The organism is Roseburia sp. OM04-10BH, from assembly GCF_003462605.1.
Taxonomy (GTDB): Bacteria; Bacillota; Clostridia; order Lachnospirales; family Lachnospiraceae; genus Roseburia_C; species Roseburia_C amylophila.
On sequence record NZ_QTZI01000002.1, the window covers coordinates 18,026 to 32,387 of the forward strand.

15 protein-coding genes are annotated in these 14,362 nt (G+C 41.9%); 3 read left to right on the forward strand and 12 right to left on the reverse strand.

The genetic code is table 11. The features are described 5' to 3' along the window. Positions 1-3: 3 nt before the first annotated feature. From rlmN to DXB43_RS02575, 7 genes are read right to left on the reverse strand one after another with little or no spacing between them, the layout of a single operon-like run. On the reverse strand, positions 4-1,041 hold the full coding sequence (rlmN, locus tag DXB43_RS02545; RefSeq protein ID WP_022243174.1) for a 23S rRNA (adenine(2503)-C(2))-methyltransferase RlmN: 1,038 nt from the start codon (positions 1,039-1,041) through the stop codon (positions 4-6). Beyond that, positions 1,038-2,348 (reverse strand): 16S rRNA (cytosine(967)-C(5))-methyltransferase RsmB, encoded by a 1,311-nt coding sequence (rsmB, locus tag DXB43_RS02550; protein ID WP_117946602.1) that lies wholly within the window; start codon positions 2,346-2,348, stop codon positions 1,038-1,040. Before rsmB ends, rlmN begins: the two co-directional genes overlap by 4 nt. Then, positions 2,341-3,045, reverse strand: a complete 705-nt coding sequence (locus DXB43_RS02555; RefSeq protein ID WP_117946604.1) for a zinc metallopeptidase — start codon at positions 3,043-3,045, stop codon at positions 2,341-2,343. The genes rsmB and DXB43_RS02555 overlap by 8 nt, the downstream gene beginning before the upstream one ends. 15 nt (positions 3,046-3,060) lie before the next feature. Further along, positions 3,061-4,002, reverse strand: a complete 942-nt coding sequence (gene fmt / locus DXB43_RS02560; protein ID WP_117946606.1) for a methionyl-tRNA formyltransferase — start codon at positions 4,000-4,002, stop codon at positions 3,061-3,063. A gap of 2 nt (positions 4,003-4,004) precedes the next feature. Then, positions 4,005-4,475, reverse strand: coding sequence for a peptide deformylase (gene def, locus DXB43_RS02565; protein ID WP_117698487.1), 471 nt, complete (start codon positions 4,473-4,475; stop codon positions 4,005-4,007). Positions 4,476-4,502: 27 nt separating this feature from the next. Then, positions 4,503-6,728 (reverse strand): replication restart helicase PriA, encoded by a 2,226-nt coding sequence (gene priA / locus DXB43_RS02570; protein WP_117946608.1) that lies wholly within the window; start codon positions 6,726-6,728, stop codon positions 4,503-4,505. Positions 6,729-6,737: 9 nt separating this feature from the next. Beyond that, a complete protein-coding gene (locus tag DXB43_RS02575; protein ID WP_117946610.1) occupies positions 6,738-8,192 on the reverse strand; it encodes a UDP-N-acetylmuramoyl-L-alanyl-D-glutamate--2,6-diaminopimelate ligase in 1,455 nt (484 codons plus the stop codon). Positions 8,193-8,665: 473 nt separating this feature from the next. On the opposite strand from DXB43_RS02575, the gene DXB43_RS02580 reads away from it, so the two are divergent. After that, on the forward strand, positions 8,666-9,064 hold the full coding sequence (locus DXB43_RS02580) for a putative ABC transporter permease (protein WP_117840866.1): 399 nt from the start codon (positions 8,666-8,668) through the stop codon (positions 9,062-9,064). An 86-nt stretch (positions 9,065-9,150) separates the two neighbouring features. On the opposite strand, the gene DXB43_RS02585 is transcribed toward DXB43_RS02580, so the two are convergent. Beyond that, positions 9,151-9,567, reverse strand: coding sequence for a PH domain-containing protein (locus DXB43_RS02585; RefSeq protein ID WP_022243182.1), 417 nt, complete (start codon positions 9,565-9,567; stop codon positions 9,151-9,153). Positions 9,568-9,746: 179 nt separating this feature from the next. Here DXB43_RS02585 and pyrB point away from each other — a divergent pair, with 179 nt between their 5' ends. Then, a complete protein-coding gene (gene pyrB / locus DXB43_RS02590) occupies positions 9,747-10,661 on the forward strand; it encodes an aspartate carbamoyltransferase (RefSeq protein ID WP_022243183.1) in 915 nt (304 codons plus the stop codon). A gap of 5 nt (positions 10,662-10,666) precedes the next feature. Next, positions 10,667-11,107 (forward strand): aspartate carbamoyltransferase regulatory subunit, encoded by a 441-nt coding sequence (locus DXB43_RS02595; protein ID WP_117946612.1) that lies wholly within the window; start codon positions 10,667-10,669, stop codon positions 11,105-11,107. A gap of 105 nt (positions 11,108-11,212) precedes the next feature. Here DXB43_RS02595 and DXB43_RS02600 read toward each other — a convergent pair whose 3' ends face one another. From DXB43_RS02600 to ffh, 4 genes are all read right to left on the reverse strand, one after another. Continuing rightward, positions 11,213-12,145: a hypothetical protein gene (locus DXB43_RS02600; protein WP_117698483.1), complete on the reverse strand. Its 933-nt coding sequence runs from the start codon at positions 12,143-12,145 to the stop codon at positions 11,213-11,215. Between the two features lie 319 nt (positions 12,146-12,464). Beyond that, a complete protein-coding gene (locus tag DXB43_RS02605; protein ID WP_022243186.1) occupies positions 12,465-12,692 on the reverse strand; it encodes a KH domain-containing protein in 228 nt (75 codons plus the stop codon). 12 nt (positions 12,693-12,704) lie between these two features. Then, positions 12,705-12,950, reverse strand: coding sequence for a 30S ribosomal protein S16 (gene rpsP / locus DXB43_RS02610; RefSeq protein ID WP_022243187.1), 246 nt, complete (start codon positions 12,948-12,950; stop codon positions 12,705-12,707). A gap of 49 nt (positions 12,951-12,999) precedes the next feature. After that, positions 13,000-14,361, reverse strand: coding sequence for a signal recognition particle protein (gene ffh, locus DXB43_RS02615; protein ID WP_117946614.1), 1,362 nt, complete (start codon positions 14,359-14,361; stop codon positions 13,000-13,002). Between the last annotated feature and the right edge of the window lies 1 nt (position 14,362).

The window sequence follows — 14,362 nt, forward strand, 5'->3', positions numbered from 1 at the left end:
CACCTACCTTTCTAAAAATTTCTTTCTTAACTGTCCACAGGCACCATCAATATCTCTGCCCATTTCCCTTCTAATAGTAACATTAATTCCGTTTTTTTCAAGTTTATTTTTAAATTTGAGGATTTCCTCATGATCTGACTGCACATAATCCCGCTCTTTAATGGGATTTACCGGAATCAGATTAATGTGGCAGTTCATGCCGGAAACCAGCTTAACCAGCCGCTCTGCATCCTCATCCGTATCATTGACGCCGCCCACCAGACTGTACTCAAAAGTGATTCTTCGTCCTGTCTTGTCAAAATAATATCTGCAGGCATCTAAGACCTCGGAAAGCTCATAACTGTTGGCAACCGGCATCAGCTCTTTCCTCTTTTCCTGTGAGGATGCATGCAGGGAAAGTGCCAGTGTAATCTGAAGCTTCAAATCAGCGAGCTGCTTCATCCGTGGCACCAGTCCACAGGTAGATACCGTAAGATTTCTCTGGCTGATATGAAGTCCATGCTCGTCTGTCAGCAGTTCAATGAATTTTACAATATTATCATAATTATCCATAGGTTCTCCGCTTCCCATGACTACCACATTGGAAATACGTTCTCCGATGCTCTCCTGAATCCGGTATATCTGCTCTAAGATTTCCGATGGTGTCAGATTACGCACCAGTCCGTCCAGTGTTGATGCACAGAACCGGCAGCCCATACGGCAGCCCACCTGGGAAGAAACACATACGGAATTGCCATGCTTATATTTCATCAGCACACTTTCTATCATATTCCCATCTGCCAATGCAAATAAGTACTTTCTCGTTCCGTCAATCTTCGAAATCTGTACCAGTTCTTCTTCTAATACTATAAGGTCTGCTTTCTCTTTTAATGTCTCCCTTAAATTCTTCGAAAGATTTGTCATTTCATCAAAGGAGGTGACATGATGGATGTGCATCCATTCATATATCTGCTTTGCCCGGAATTTCTTCTCTCCCAGAGACAAAAGAAATTCTTCTAATTCTTTTAAATTCAAGGATTTTACATCAACTTTTTCTATCATACATTCTGTTTCCTTAATCTGGCAATGAAAAATCCGTCACTGCCTAATTCATCCGGCAGAATCTGTTCCATGCTTTCTACTTCAAATTCTTTATGATTTGCCATAAACCACGCAACATTTTCTTCATTCTCTCCCGCATCAATGGTGCAGGTACTGTAAATCATTCTGCCACCCGGCTTCACATATTGATGAACCGTGGATAAAATCTCCCGCTGTAATGCGATCAGTGACTTGATATCTTCCGGCTGCATCCGGTATTTGATATCCGGTTTCTTCCGGAGCACACCCAGTCCGGAACATGGTAAATCGGCAATAACTACATCTGCTTTGCCGATACTGCCTTTATCTGATACACGGGCATCCCACTGCTCGGCTGTCATATTGGTCACCTGATGACGTCTGATATTCTCTTCTATCAAAGAGACCTTATACTCACTGACATCCCTGGTGATGACCCTTCCACTGCCGGAAAGCAGCTGTGCAATATGTATACTCTTTCCACCGGGTGCTCCGCACACATCAATGACAGTATCATTTGCTTTTACCTCTGCCGCCTCAGCCACCTTCATGGAGCTTAAATCCTGCACATAAAAAAGTCCTTCCGCAAATTCCCGAATGCTGCCAAGATAATCCACACCTCTTACATGCAATGCATAAGGAAGTTTTTCATCTATGTTCACTTCCATGCCACGATTTTTCAAGCGCTCCACCAATGCTTCCGGTGTAATCTTTGTAATATTACACCTTATGGTCAGTGGTTCTTCTTTCAAAAATGCTTCTGCTATCTTTTCAATCCGTTCTAAGGAATAATTTTTCTCCCAGAGTGTAATCATCCATTCCGGGATGGAACAGGTTACGGATAAATACTGTTTATAAGATTTTTCCTTATCCGGGTATATAATCTTATCAAGATTTCTTCCGATATTCCGAAGCACTCCATTGACAAATCCGGAAAGCTTTCCAAAGCCTTTTTTCTTTGCAAGCTTTACTGCTTCGTTGCAGGAAGCCGATACCGGAACACTGTCCATATATTTCATTTCATAGACGGCACTCCGGATAATACAACGGATTACCGGCTTCATTTTATTCACCTTCACACTGGAAAACTGATTGATAATATAATCAAGCTCCAGCATGCGCTCCAATGTGCCCTCGCTGACTCTGGTAATAAAGCTGCGCTCCTGTTTCTCAAGATACTGATATTTGGTCAGTACATCAGAAATCGCCACATGGCTGTATATGCCATCCTTTGTTACCGCCAGCAAAATTGCAAGCACCAGTTCCCGGCTGTTCACCGAATCAGTCATCCCGTCGTCCTCCAAATAATAAAATCAGACGCAGTAACTGAAGAATCGCTGAAGCTGCTCCAGCTACATAGGTTAACGCTGCAGCTCCTAAAACTTTTCTCGTATAGCCCAGTTCCTGTTCTCCTAAGATTCCTGTCTCTCCAAGGATTCTTACTGCTCTTCTCGATGCATTAAATTCTACCGGAAGTGTTACAATCTGAAATAATACTGCCAGTGAAAAGCAGATGATTCCTGCTGTAATCAATGCCTGACCACTGTGGCTGCTGATAAATAATCCAATCAGGATCAGCGGCCATGCCAGTGTAGAACCGATATTGGCTACCGGAACAATGGCACCACGAATGGTAAGCGGTGCATAATTCTTCTGATGCTGGATAGCATGTCCACACTCATGGGCTGCTACACCAACCGCCGCAACAGATGCCGAACTATAGACACTGTCTGAAAGACTTAAGGTCTTATTTCTCGGGTCATAATGGTCGGTAAGGTTTCCGGAAATATGGCGGATTTCCACATCATAAATGCCTGCTGCATTTAAGATTCTCTGTGCCGCCTGTGCACCTGTCATTCCGGACATACTGCGGTATTTTGAATATTTTTTAAACGTATTGTTTACATGGGCAGATGCCAGAAGGCAGATTACTGCACCAATAATTACCAAGAAATAAGTCGGGTCCCACCAATAATAATATGGCATATGAATTCCTCCTTTTTATTGCTGTTTTGTTCCAAGCACCGTTCCGTTTCCGATTGTAAATCCACGTAAGAAATCAGCAACCGGCATACGTTTTTTCCCTTCTAACTGCACTTCTTCCAGCGAAAGACGGTCAACGCCTGTCTGTATGACAAGGCTCTGTTTATCTGCCTTTACCACTGTTCCCGGTGCAGCATCCGTATTGCCCGGATGTACCGTTGCCTTCCAGATTTTCAATGTCTTGCCGGAAAGGTAAGTATAGGCACTCGGCCATGGATTCAGTCCACGAATCAGCCTCTCAATCTGCACTGCAGATAAAGACCAGTTAATCTTTCCCAATGACTTCTGAATCATTTTGGTATGCGTTGCAATCTCATTATCCTGTGGTGTATACACTGCTGTACCATCTTCAATGGATTTCATGGTTTCTACACATAATCGTGCCCCGGCATCCTGCAATTTATCAAAAAGGCTGCCACCGGTCTCCTGTGCATCCAGTTCCACAGCCACAGATGCTATCATATCTCCGGTATCAAGGCCTTCATCCATACGCATAATCGTTACGCCGGAAGCCTTCTCTCCATTGATTACTGCCCACTGGATTGGTGCAGCCCCACGGTATTTTGGAAGCAGGGATGCATGGACATTGATACAGCCATATTTTGGCATCTCTAAAATTTCTTTTGGAAGTATCTGTCCAAAGGCTGCTACCACAATGATGTCCGGCTGATATTTTGCCAGATATTCTATGCATTCTGAACGGCGTACCCGCTCCGGCTGATATACTTCGATTTCATGGGCAATTGCAGCTTCCTTTACCGGCGGATACTGCATGCTCTTTCCTCTTCCCTTGGGTTTATCCGGCTGTGTTACTGCAAGCACTACTTCATGACCTGCTGCCACAATTGCCTCTAATGTACCCACCGCGAAATCCGGTGTTCCCATAAATATTACTTTCATTTCTAGCCCTCCTCATAGACTACATCATGAAGCTCGCCCTCTACTTTTTCCATATACATATGTCCATCCAGATGGTCTAATTCATGACAGATTGCTCTTGCTAAAAGCTCTGTTCCCTCAATCTCATATTCATCACCATCTTCATTAAATGCACGGGCTTTTACATAATTTGGTCTTGTAACTGTTCCTGCCTTGCCCGGAAGACTTAAGCAGCCTTCATCTCCGGTCTGGGTTCCGGAAGTCTCGATAATCTCAGGATTAATCATAAGAATCGGGCCATCTCCGATATCAATAACTACCATTCTCTTTAAGATTCCAACCTGCGGTGCAGCAAGTCCCACACCATTGGCTTCATACATGGTTTCTAACATATCATCTGCCAGTTCTAAAATCTTTGGTGTTATCTCTTTAATTTCTTTACAGGTCTTTGTCAATACCGGATCTCCTACTGTCCGGATCTGTCTTAATGCCATTTTTACTTCCTCCTTAAATTTCTTTCTCTAAAAGCCATTTACCGGGTCAAAATCAAATTGCACCGATACGTTTCTTACTCCCTGTTTTTCTTCCATAAGCTGTTCTACTTTATCTTTTATCTGAATCAACACACCATAATCCGGGTGTTTGAAATAAAGTACTTTTTTATAAATGTCATTTACCTTGGCTACTGCTGCATCTGCTGGTCCAATCATCTGAAGCTTTTTATCAGCCTGCACTTTTTCCATGGTATCTGCAAGCTCTTTTGCACATGCATAGGCTTCTGCTTCTTCTTTTGATGCACAAAGCACAACCAGCATATGCCATACCGGCGGATAACGCATTGCCTGCCGGTAGAAAATTTCCTCTTCATAGAACTGGTTATAATCCTGATTCTTTGCACAGATGACACTGTAGTGCTCCGGATTATAAGTCTGGATAATGACCTCTCCCGGTTTCTCACCTCGTCCTGCCCTTCCGGCTGCCTGGGTCAGAAGCTGAAAGGTTCTCTCAGCGGCATGATAATCGGATACATAAAGAGATAAGTCTGCCGCCAGCACTCCTACTAATGTTACATTTGAAAAATCATGTCCTTTTACAATCATCTGGGTTCCAATCAGGATATCTGCTTCCTGATTGGCAAATGCGGAGAGGATTTTCTCATAGCTGTCTTTGCTTCTTGTGGTATCAAAATCCATCCGAAGAATCCTTGCCTCAGGAAATTCTTTTTTTACCAGTTCCTCAATTTTCTGGGTTCCGGCTTTAAAACCACTGATATATTTTGAACCACAGCTCGGACATATCTTAACATGATTTTGCTCATAACCACAATAGTGACATATCAGTTTTCCATTATTATGTGCATGCAATGACACATCACAGTGAGGACATTTCATTACATGACCACAGGCACGGCAGGATACAAAGCCTGCCATTCCCCTGCGGTTAATAAATAGCATAACCTGTTCTTTCCGCAATAACCGCTGCTCTATTTTTTCATGAAGGCTTCTGCTTAAAATCGAAAAGTTTCTTGCCTTTAATTCTTCTCTTAAGTCCACAATTTCACATTCCGGCAGTGGCTTTTCCTTCACCCGCTTATCCATGGAAAGGAGTAAATAGTCACCCTTTTTCGCATGATAAAAGCTTTCTATGGAAGGGGTCGCCGAGCCTAAAATCACGGTAGCACCGGACATTCTCGCCCGCTCTATTGCGGTTTCCCTTGCATGATACCTTGGTATCGTCTCACTTTTATAAGTGCCCTCATGCTCTTCATCTATTATAATATACCCAAGATTTGAAAAAGGTGTGAACAAAGCAGAACGAGGGCCAATCATAACATCAATTTCACCTTTTTTTGCCCGCTCAAACTGGTCGGAACGCTCTCCCGGTGACAGTTTCGAATTCATAATGGAAACCCGGTCGCCAAACCTATGGTAAAACCGCATCACCGTCTGATAGGTCAGTGCAATCTCCGGAATTAATACGATGGACTGCTTTCCCCTGCCGGCAGCTTCTGCAATCAACTCCATGTAGACTTCTGTCTTACCGCTTCCGGTCACTCCGTGAATGAGGCACGGCTTCTTTTCTGTTCTGGCATTTTCTATCACTGCATCCACCACTTTTTGCTGCATTGCATTTAAGGTCAGGGTATAGGCTCCCATCTCCTGTGTACGGACAGGATTACGGTAAGTCCGCACTTCTTCTACCGTTATAACTCCCTGCTGCACCATTGCTTTGATGACATCTGCCGTAATATGAAGCTTTTTGGTTATTACATCATAACTTAAGACAGTTTCTTCTAACAGTGCTTCTAACAGTCTTGCCCGGGCAGTTCTATGCTTTCTTTTCAGTTCTTCCAAAAGGCTTGCTGCCTCATTAAAAGGAAGCATAAGGCGTACCAAACGGCTCTTTTTTTCTTTGGCTTTCTCTTTAATCGGAATCACTGTCTTTAATGCCTGATTCATGGTTCCACCATAATTTTTACGCATCCACGCTGCCAGGGCAATGAACTGTGATTCAATCTGCATGGCATTGCTATCAACGGCTTTAATGTCCTTTAATTTTGCCGTGTCAAATTCTGCTTTATCTGTCAGTTCTAACACATAGCCCTTTATCGTCCGGTTTCCAAAGGGAACAATGACCTGCATTCCTTCCGTTATCTCATCCTTCATTTCCGGTGGAATCCGATACTGAAAGGTTTTATCTAATTTTTCATGAGAAATATCAATTATGATATTGGCATATTTTGCCATAGATTCACCTCATATACTGTTCTCTATCATTTCCCGTTCGTTCATCGGATAAAAATGTCCTTCTATCTCCTGATACTCTTCATGACCTTTTCCTGCCACTACAATCAAATCGCCCTCCTGTGCCTGGGAAATAGCATAAGAAATGGCTTCTCTTCTATCCGGGATAATTTTATACTTTCCTTTCGTTCTCTTCATTCCCTGTTCGATGTCAGAAAGGATTGCCTCCGGCTTTTCATATCTTGGATTATCCGATGTCAATATCGTGACATCCGAAAGTCTTCCGGCTGTCTCCCCCATCTGAAACCTCCGCAGCGGAGAACGGTTTCCACCGCAGCCAAACAATAATACCAGACGCTTGGGCTGATACTGCCGCAATGTCTTTATCAGGGATTCCAGACTTGCCGCATTATGGGCATAATCAATGACTACATCAAATTTATCTGAAATTCTTACTTCTTCAATTCTTCCTTTTACTGAAACATTTCTTAAGGTTTTCCTTATCGTCTCCGGGGAAATTCCAAGGAGATGTGCTGCTTCCATGGCAGCAAGGGAATTATATACATTGGCAGTTCCGGGCATTTTTAATACGATTTCATCCTTTATCCACCCGGTTGTCTGATATGTGACATTTAATCCACGACTGCTTCTTTCATATATGATATGCTCCGCTTTTACATCGCAGGGTTGTTCGATTCCATAAGTATAAACCGGAGCCGAAAGATCCGCTGTCATAAAACCATGATATTTATCATCTGCATTGATACAAATCATCCGGCTACGCTCAAAAAGCCGTTTTTTACAGCAGGCATACTCCCGGAAACTCCGATGCTCCCCCGGTCCGATATGGTCCATGGACAGATTAGTATAAATTCCAATGGCAAAGGTGATTCCTTCCACCCGGTAATGCTTCAGTCCCTGGGAGGATACTTCCATCACACAACAACTGCATCCGGCATCCGCCATTTCCCGCAGTTCCTTCTGTAATACCAGGGCATCCGGTGTCGTATTGCTGCCTGGCTTTTTTAATCCATCGCTTCTTCGTACGCCAAGAGTTCCGATCAGTCCGCATTTTACCCCGGCTTCCTTTAACATCTGATACAGCATACAGGCAGTCGTGGTCTTTCCTTTTGTTCCGGTAATTCCTATCATCTGCATGGCTTCTGCCGGTGCACCATAATAATTTCTGGCTATCCATGCCATGGCTTCACTGGTATTGCGTACCCGGATGACTGTCACATCACCTTCCACCCAGACATGCTTTGATACTACACAAACCGCTGCACCTTTACGAATTGCCTGAGCAAGATAATCATGCCCGTCTTCTCTGCTTCCCGCAAGGCAGATAAACATGCTTCCTCTGACCACCTGTCTGGAATCATGACAGATATGTGTCACCTTACAATCCATCGTTCCCCGTGTACAAATATATGTAACCTGCTTTAGTAAATCCTTAAGATATGCCATAGACGTATCCTTAAAAATACACTTTTATCATTATATGCTACCAGGTGGGTTTTTACAAGTTTTCCACTTTTTATTTATAAAAGATTTCATAATTTCTTACAGATATTTTATGAAATTACGAAACAGGGTGATGCTGCAAATGTATTATTGTGTAACCGAAATAACCGGATGTTCACGAAATCCGAATGTAACATAATGACCTGCAAGAAGCACTAAGAATTCTGATATTGTTATGATTTGTTCCGGCAACCAGCGCAAATTCACATCCATGTTCATATGCGCTTCGCTGCCACATCCATGTGTCAGCGTTGCCTGTTTTTATACAGAATTCCAAGTGCTTCTAACAGGTCTTATCATACATTCGTCCTTTCGTGAACACCCAGTTATTTTACACACAAAAATTACCAGCCGCATTCCATCCCTGTTTCATAATTTCATAGTATTTTTCTAAATTCAAAGGAGATACTTTTCTTATGATGAAGAATAATTTTATGATATGCGGACTCACGGGCTGGTGCATGGAAATTATCTTCACCTCCCTTGATTCTGTCCGCAATAACAATTTTAAACTGACGGGGCATACTTCTATCTGGATGTTCCCGATTTATGGCATGGCGGCGGTTATTCCGCCTGTTTATAAGCACATTCATAAGCTGCCTGCCATCTTCCGGGGTTCCATTTACTCTGCCGGTATCTTTGTCTGTGAGTATCTGACCGGAACCTTCTTAAAGAAAAAGGGCATCTGTCCATGGGATTACAGCAATGCCAAAACCAATATCAACGGTGTCATCCGCTTAGACTATGCGCCTCTCTGGATGATGGCAGGTCTCCTATTTGAACGTGTTACCACTGTTCCCCGGAGAAAATCTTAAATCCCCTTTTCTGCATAAAACAGCATCGCACGGAACTTCTTTATTAAGTCCGTGCGATGCCTGAATCCTGCAATGTCCTGTTACGCTTATGAGTCTAAATCATCAATATCTGCGCCAGCTCCAATATCTAACGTATTTAAAGTACGGCGTTTCATTCTTGCAATTTCGGATGCTTTTAAGATGTAATTTTTTACTTCCCTGGAATGTTTGATATGTGTCAGCCGAAGCTCCGGTGTGGTAACATCTCCGGTATAACAGATTACAGTTCCAAGTCCGAACATCCGCTCCAGCAAAGTTGCCGTTAATTTTACATCCTGTACCTTATACATATAGCAGTCATTTTCTTCAATTTTGAATAAGCCTGCATCTACAGTAATTACACTTGGTTTGATGTTATATTTGGTAAAGGTCCATGGCAGACCGAAAAAGAGTATTCTCTTGCGTTCTGTGTACTGGGCATCCTCATCAAAGTCCATCTGCATGTCATTTCTTTCCTCAATCATTTTTGCTCTCCTTCTCTTTGCATCACCTTATGATACCCTACTTTATCATATACTGAAAAATTTTTCAAATTTCAGAATATTGCGTCTTTATATTTTACCTTGAATTTTATATTTTATTATTATATGATAGTAAAAATGCCTAGATGACATTACTAAAAACATCATACAGGAGGAATCTTATGCGACACTTAATGAGTCCCCTCGATTTATCCGTAGAGGAGCTGGATCAACTGCTGGATTTAGCAGGTGATATTGAAAAAAATCCACAAAAATATGCACATGCCTGTGATGGCATGAAACTTGCAACCTGTTTCTATGAACCAAGTACCCGTACCCGTCTTAGTTTTGAAGCTGCCATGTTAAACCTTGGTGGTTCTGTTCTTGGTTTTGCCAGTGCAGACAGTTCATCCGCAGCAAAAGGTGAAAGTGTTTCCGATACTATCCGAATCATTTCCTGTTACGCAGATATATGTGCCATGCGTCATCCAAAGGAAGGTGCGCCTCTCGTAGCTTCCCAGAAATCTTCTATTCCAGTAATCAACGCCGGTGATGGCGGTCATCAACATCCAACCCAGACATTAACTGATTTATTAACCATTCGTTCTTTAAAAGGGAAATTAGACAATATGACAATCGGTTTATGCGGTGATTTAAAATTCGGCCGGACCGTGCACTCTCTGATTAATGCACTGATTCGTTATCCCGGAATCCGCTTCGTTCTTATTTCTCCGGAAGAACTTAAAATTCCGGACTATATCCGCGAAGACGTTCTGGTAAAAAATAATATTCCGTTTGAAGAAGTAACAAGACTGGATGATGCAATGCCAAAACTTGATATTCTTTATATGACCAGAGTGCAGAAGGAACGTTTCTTCAATGAAGAAGATTATGTCCGTCTGAAAAACTATTACATATTAGACAAGGAAAAAATGAAACTTGCCAAGGACGATATGTATGTTCTTCATCCACTTCCTCGTGTCAATGAAATATCCGTAGAAGTAGATGATGACCCAAGAGCTGCTTATTTCCGTCAGGCACAGTACGGTGTCTATGTGCGAATGGCTCTGATTCTTACACTATTAAAATGGAGGTAATCAATATGTTAAATATCAGTGGAATTCATGAAGGTTTCGTTCTCGACCATATCAAAGCCGGTATGAGCCTTTCTATCTATCACAATTTAAAGCTGGACAAGTTAGACTGTACCGTTGCCATTATCAAGAATGCCAAAAGCAATAAAATGGGAAAAAAAGACATCATCAAAGTCGAATGCCCGATTGATGCCTTAGACTTAGATATCTTAGGTTTTATCGACCACAATATTACCGTAAATATTATCAAAGGCGATAAAATCGTTGAGAAAAAGGAACTGCATCTTCCAAATCAGGTAAAAAATGTAATCCGTTGCAAGAACCCACGCTGCATTACTTCCATCGAACAGGAATTAGACCAGATTTTCCTGCTCACAGATGAAAAAGAAGAAACCTATCGCTGCAAATACTGCGAAGAAATGTATACCGACTACGGTTTTCGTGCATAAGTAAAATTGTTAAAAAGTGCACAGGAACGAATTCCTGTGCACTTTTTATGAAACTATATAACTGCTTTTCTTTTCCCCTAGAAAAAAACTTACAGTTTTATCTTTTTATCTTGTCAATTGTCCACAGATTTTCTCTACATCATAGTCTGGTGCCATATCTCTTGCCAGTTCATATATATTTTGAATTTTTTCCGGAGTTTCTTCTAGCATATCCGCAATTTCTTCTACAGATTTTCCTTTTTTCATTTTCTTTATTACAAGTGAAACTAAACTCTGCTCTATTCCATGCTCGACTCCTGCCTCAAATTCTGCTTTCCTTAATTTCTTTTCCTCTTCCTCTTTGTCATATTCAAATATACTCATAGCAATTACCTCCGCCTGATTTTTCCTAAGGAAATCTGCCAGAATATTTTCATGGATGCATTCTGCAACTGCTTTTTGTACAGCAGCATCTACTGGCATCTGTTCCGTAAAAACACGCACTTTTGCGACATAAATGGAATATTCCCTCAATATCTGGCACTGGGACATTAACTCCGTGTTGTGCCCCACATTCACATTAAATGTGGTAACAACAAGCTCCAAAGATGGATTGTCTGTTGCATGATAAAACGCATCTGACAGCCGTCTGGTACAACAATCCTCTATCGGCATGCTTCCGTTATAAAATACAATAAAATGGGGATTGGGAATTTTCTGTAATGCAGAAGAATATAGGGATTTCTTATCTACAAGCCTCTGGTATTCTGCTGCAATATAAAATAAATCCCGAAGCGGAATGTTCGGATTTATTGTGGATTGATGTTCATATAGATAAAGATTCATATCCAGAATAAAAGCCAGGTCATTCTTCATTCCCATATAAATAGCATTTTCTAAAGTTACAATTTCCAGTGCATCTGCATCCGTATAATTACTGCTATTAACCGCATTATAAAGCGACAGCAAAGCTTCCTTTTCCGAAAATAGCATGCGAAAAATAGTGTCCTTGAATTTACGGTTTGCTACCGGTGTGTTTTCATTTGTTTCTCTTGTCATAGGCAAGTCCTCCTTGTATGTGGCAGGAGAACCATTGCTACAAAATCCACTGCTGTACCTCTCCTGCTTTTTTGATTAATTAGTGAATAAAAGCATAGATAGATACAGAAATGTCATGTTCAAAATGAAACAAGATTTGAATAATAGAATTTGCTATTTCGATTGTATTAATGTATGCTTTTTTGTATTTTAACATATGTCGCATAATGGGACAAGATGGAAAAGTGCACAGGAACGAATTCCTGTGCATAATTATTAGCATATAGATAAAAGGAAGCAGCAGATTACTCTGCTGCTTCCTTTTATGTCATCGATATTATTACATAATATCAACGATTACTTTTTTGTTTTCTTTTGAGGCTGCTGCTTTCACAACAGAACGGATTGCCTTTGCAATACGTCCCTGCTTTCCGATTACCTTACCCATGTCGGACTGAGCTACGCGCAGTTCCAATACGATGGCTTTCTCGTTCTCTGTCTCTGTGACATTGACCTCATCCGGGTAATCTACAAGTGATTTTGCAATTACTTCTACTAATTCCTTCATAGGTACACCTCACTATTTTACGATACCGGTTGCTTTGAAGATACGGTTTACGGTTTCTGTTGGCTGTGCGCCGTTTGCTAACCATTTCTTAGCCAGTTCTTCATTTACATGGTACTCACTAGGATCCTTAGTTGGGTCATAAGTTCCAATCTCTTCGATGCATTTTCCATCTCTTGGGGAACGGGAATCTGCAACTACGATTCTATAGAAAGGAGCCTTTTTCTGTCCTAATCTTCTTAATCTAATCTTTACTGCCATTACTGTTTCACCTCCTTGAATTATGCTATCCTAAGCAAATGCTTATATGTTAAAAAGGAAACTTGAATTTTCCCATTTTACCACCGCGTCCACGTCCACCCATAAGTCCGGGCATCTGTTTCATCATTTTCTTCGCCTGTTCAAACTGCTTTACCAGACGGTTTACTTCACTGATATCTACGCCTGCACCTTTTGCAATCCGGTGCTTACGGCTCGGATTCAAAAGTGAAGGATTACTTCTTTCCTTCTTTGTCATGGAATAAATGATGGCTGTTGTACGTGCCATATTTTTCTCAGCTTCACCTTCATCAATATCCGGCATCTTTCCGCCGCCCAGTCCCGGCAGCATCCCAAGAATATTGCCAAGACCGCCCATTTTCTTCATCTGTTCCATGGAAAGCAGATAATCATCAAAGGTAAAGTCCGCTTTCTTCAGACGCTGCTGCATGTCTTTGGCTTTCTCTTCATCTATATCAATCTCACTCTGTGCTTTTTCAATCAGTGTAAGCACATCGCCCATGCCAAGAATTCTGCTTGCCATACGATCCGGATAGAACTGTTCCAAATCGGAAAGTTTCTCACCCATACCAACATAAAGGATTGGCTTTCCGGTTACCGCACGGATAGATAATGCTGCTCCACCCCGGGTATCACCGTCTAACTTTGTCAGCACGACTCCGTCAATTCCAATCTTCTCATCGAACGTTCCTGCCACATTTACGGCATCCTGTCCAGTCATGGCATCTACAACCAAAATGGTCTGTGCCACATCGACATTTTCTTTTATCTCAATCAACTCATCCATCATATCTTCATCTACATGAAGACGTCCGGCGGTATCTAAGATTACAACCTGATTGCCATTCTTTGCTGCATGCTCAACTGCCGCTTTCGCAATATTTACCGGCTTATTCTTATCGCCCATGGAGAATACTTCAACTTCCTGCTTCTCTCCATTGATTTTCAACTGCTCAATAGCAGCCGGACGATACACATCGCAGGCTACTAACAACGGCTTCTTGCCCTTCTGCTTTAACTTACCTGCAATCTTGGCGGTTGTGGTGGTTTTACCAGCTCCCTGAAGACCTACCATCATAATAACGGTAATCTGCTGTCCCGGACGAAGTGCTATCTCCGTTGTCTCGGAACCCATGAGCCTGACCATCTCTTCATTTACAATTTTAATTACCATCTGTCCAGGATTCAATCCGTTCATTACATCGGAACCAATTGCACGCTCCTGCACCGCTTTGGTAAACTGTTTTACTACTTTAAAGTTAACATCTGCTTCAAGCAGAGCCATCTTTACTTCTTTCAGTGCTGCCTTCACATCATCTTCCGTAAGCCTTCCCTTACTGCGAAGATTCTTAAATACATTTTGAAGTTTCTGTGAAAGACTGTCAAATGCCATA

Excerpts from the sequence above, each read along its gene's own strand:
- DXB43_RS02605 (WP_022243186.1), bottom strand. The coding sequence starts at position 12,692 with ATGAAGGAATTAGTAGAAGTAATTGCAAAATCACTTGTAGATTACCCG.
- rpsP (WP_022243187.1), bottom strand. The coding sequence starts at position 12,950 with ATGGCAGTAAAGATTAGATTAAGAAGATTAGGACAGAAAAAGGCTCCT.
- def (WP_117698487.1), bottom strand. The coding sequence starts at position 4,475 with ATGGCATTAAGACAGATCCGGACAGTAGGAGATCCGGTATTGACAAAG.
- DXB43_RS02580 (WP_117840866.1), top strand. The coding sequence starts at position 8,666 with ATGATGAAGAATAATTTTATGATATGCGGACTCACGGGCTGGTGCATG.
- ffh (WP_117946614.1), bottom strand. The coding sequence starts at position 14,361 with ATGGCATTTGACAGTCTTTCACAGAAACTTCAAAATGTATTTAAGAAT.
- priA (WP_117946608.1), bottom strand. The coding sequence starts at position 6,728 with ATGGCAAAATATGCCAATATCATAATTGATATTTCTCATGAAAAATTA.
- DXB43_RS02555 (WP_117946604.1), bottom strand. The coding sequence starts at position 3,045 with ATGCCATATTATTATTGGTGGGACCCGACTTATTTCTTGGTAATTATT.
- DXB43_RS02600 (WP_117698483.1), bottom strand. The coding sequence starts at position 12,145 with ATGACAAGAGAAACAAATGAAAACACACCGGTAGCAAACCGTAAATTC.
- DXB43_RS02595 (WP_117946612.1), top strand. The coding sequence starts at position 10,667 with ATGTTAAATATCAGTGGAATTCATGAAGGTTTCGTTCTCGACCATATC.
- fmt (WP_117946606.1), bottom strand. The coding sequence starts at position 4,002 with ATGAAAGTAATATTTATGGGAACACCGGATTTCGCGGTGGGTACATTA.
- pyrB (WP_022243183.1), top strand. The coding sequence starts at position 9,747 with ATGCGACACTTAATGAGTCCCCTCGATTTATCCGTAGAGGAGCTGGAT.
- DXB43_RS02585 (WP_022243182.1), bottom strand. The coding sequence starts at position 9,567 with ATGATTGAGGAAAGAAATGACATGCAGATGGACTTTGATGAGGATGCC.
- DXB43_RS02575 (WP_117946610.1), bottom strand. The coding sequence starts at position 8,192 with ATGGCATATCTTAAGGATTTACTAAAGCAGGTTACATATATTTGTACA.
- rlmN (WP_022243174.1), bottom strand. The coding sequence starts at position 1,041 with ATGATAGAAAAAGTTGATGTAAAATCCTTGAATTTAAAAGAATTAGAA.
- rsmB (WP_117946602.1), bottom strand. The coding sequence starts at position 2,348 with ATGACTGATTCGGTGAACAGCCGGGAACTGGTGCTTGCAATTTTGCTG.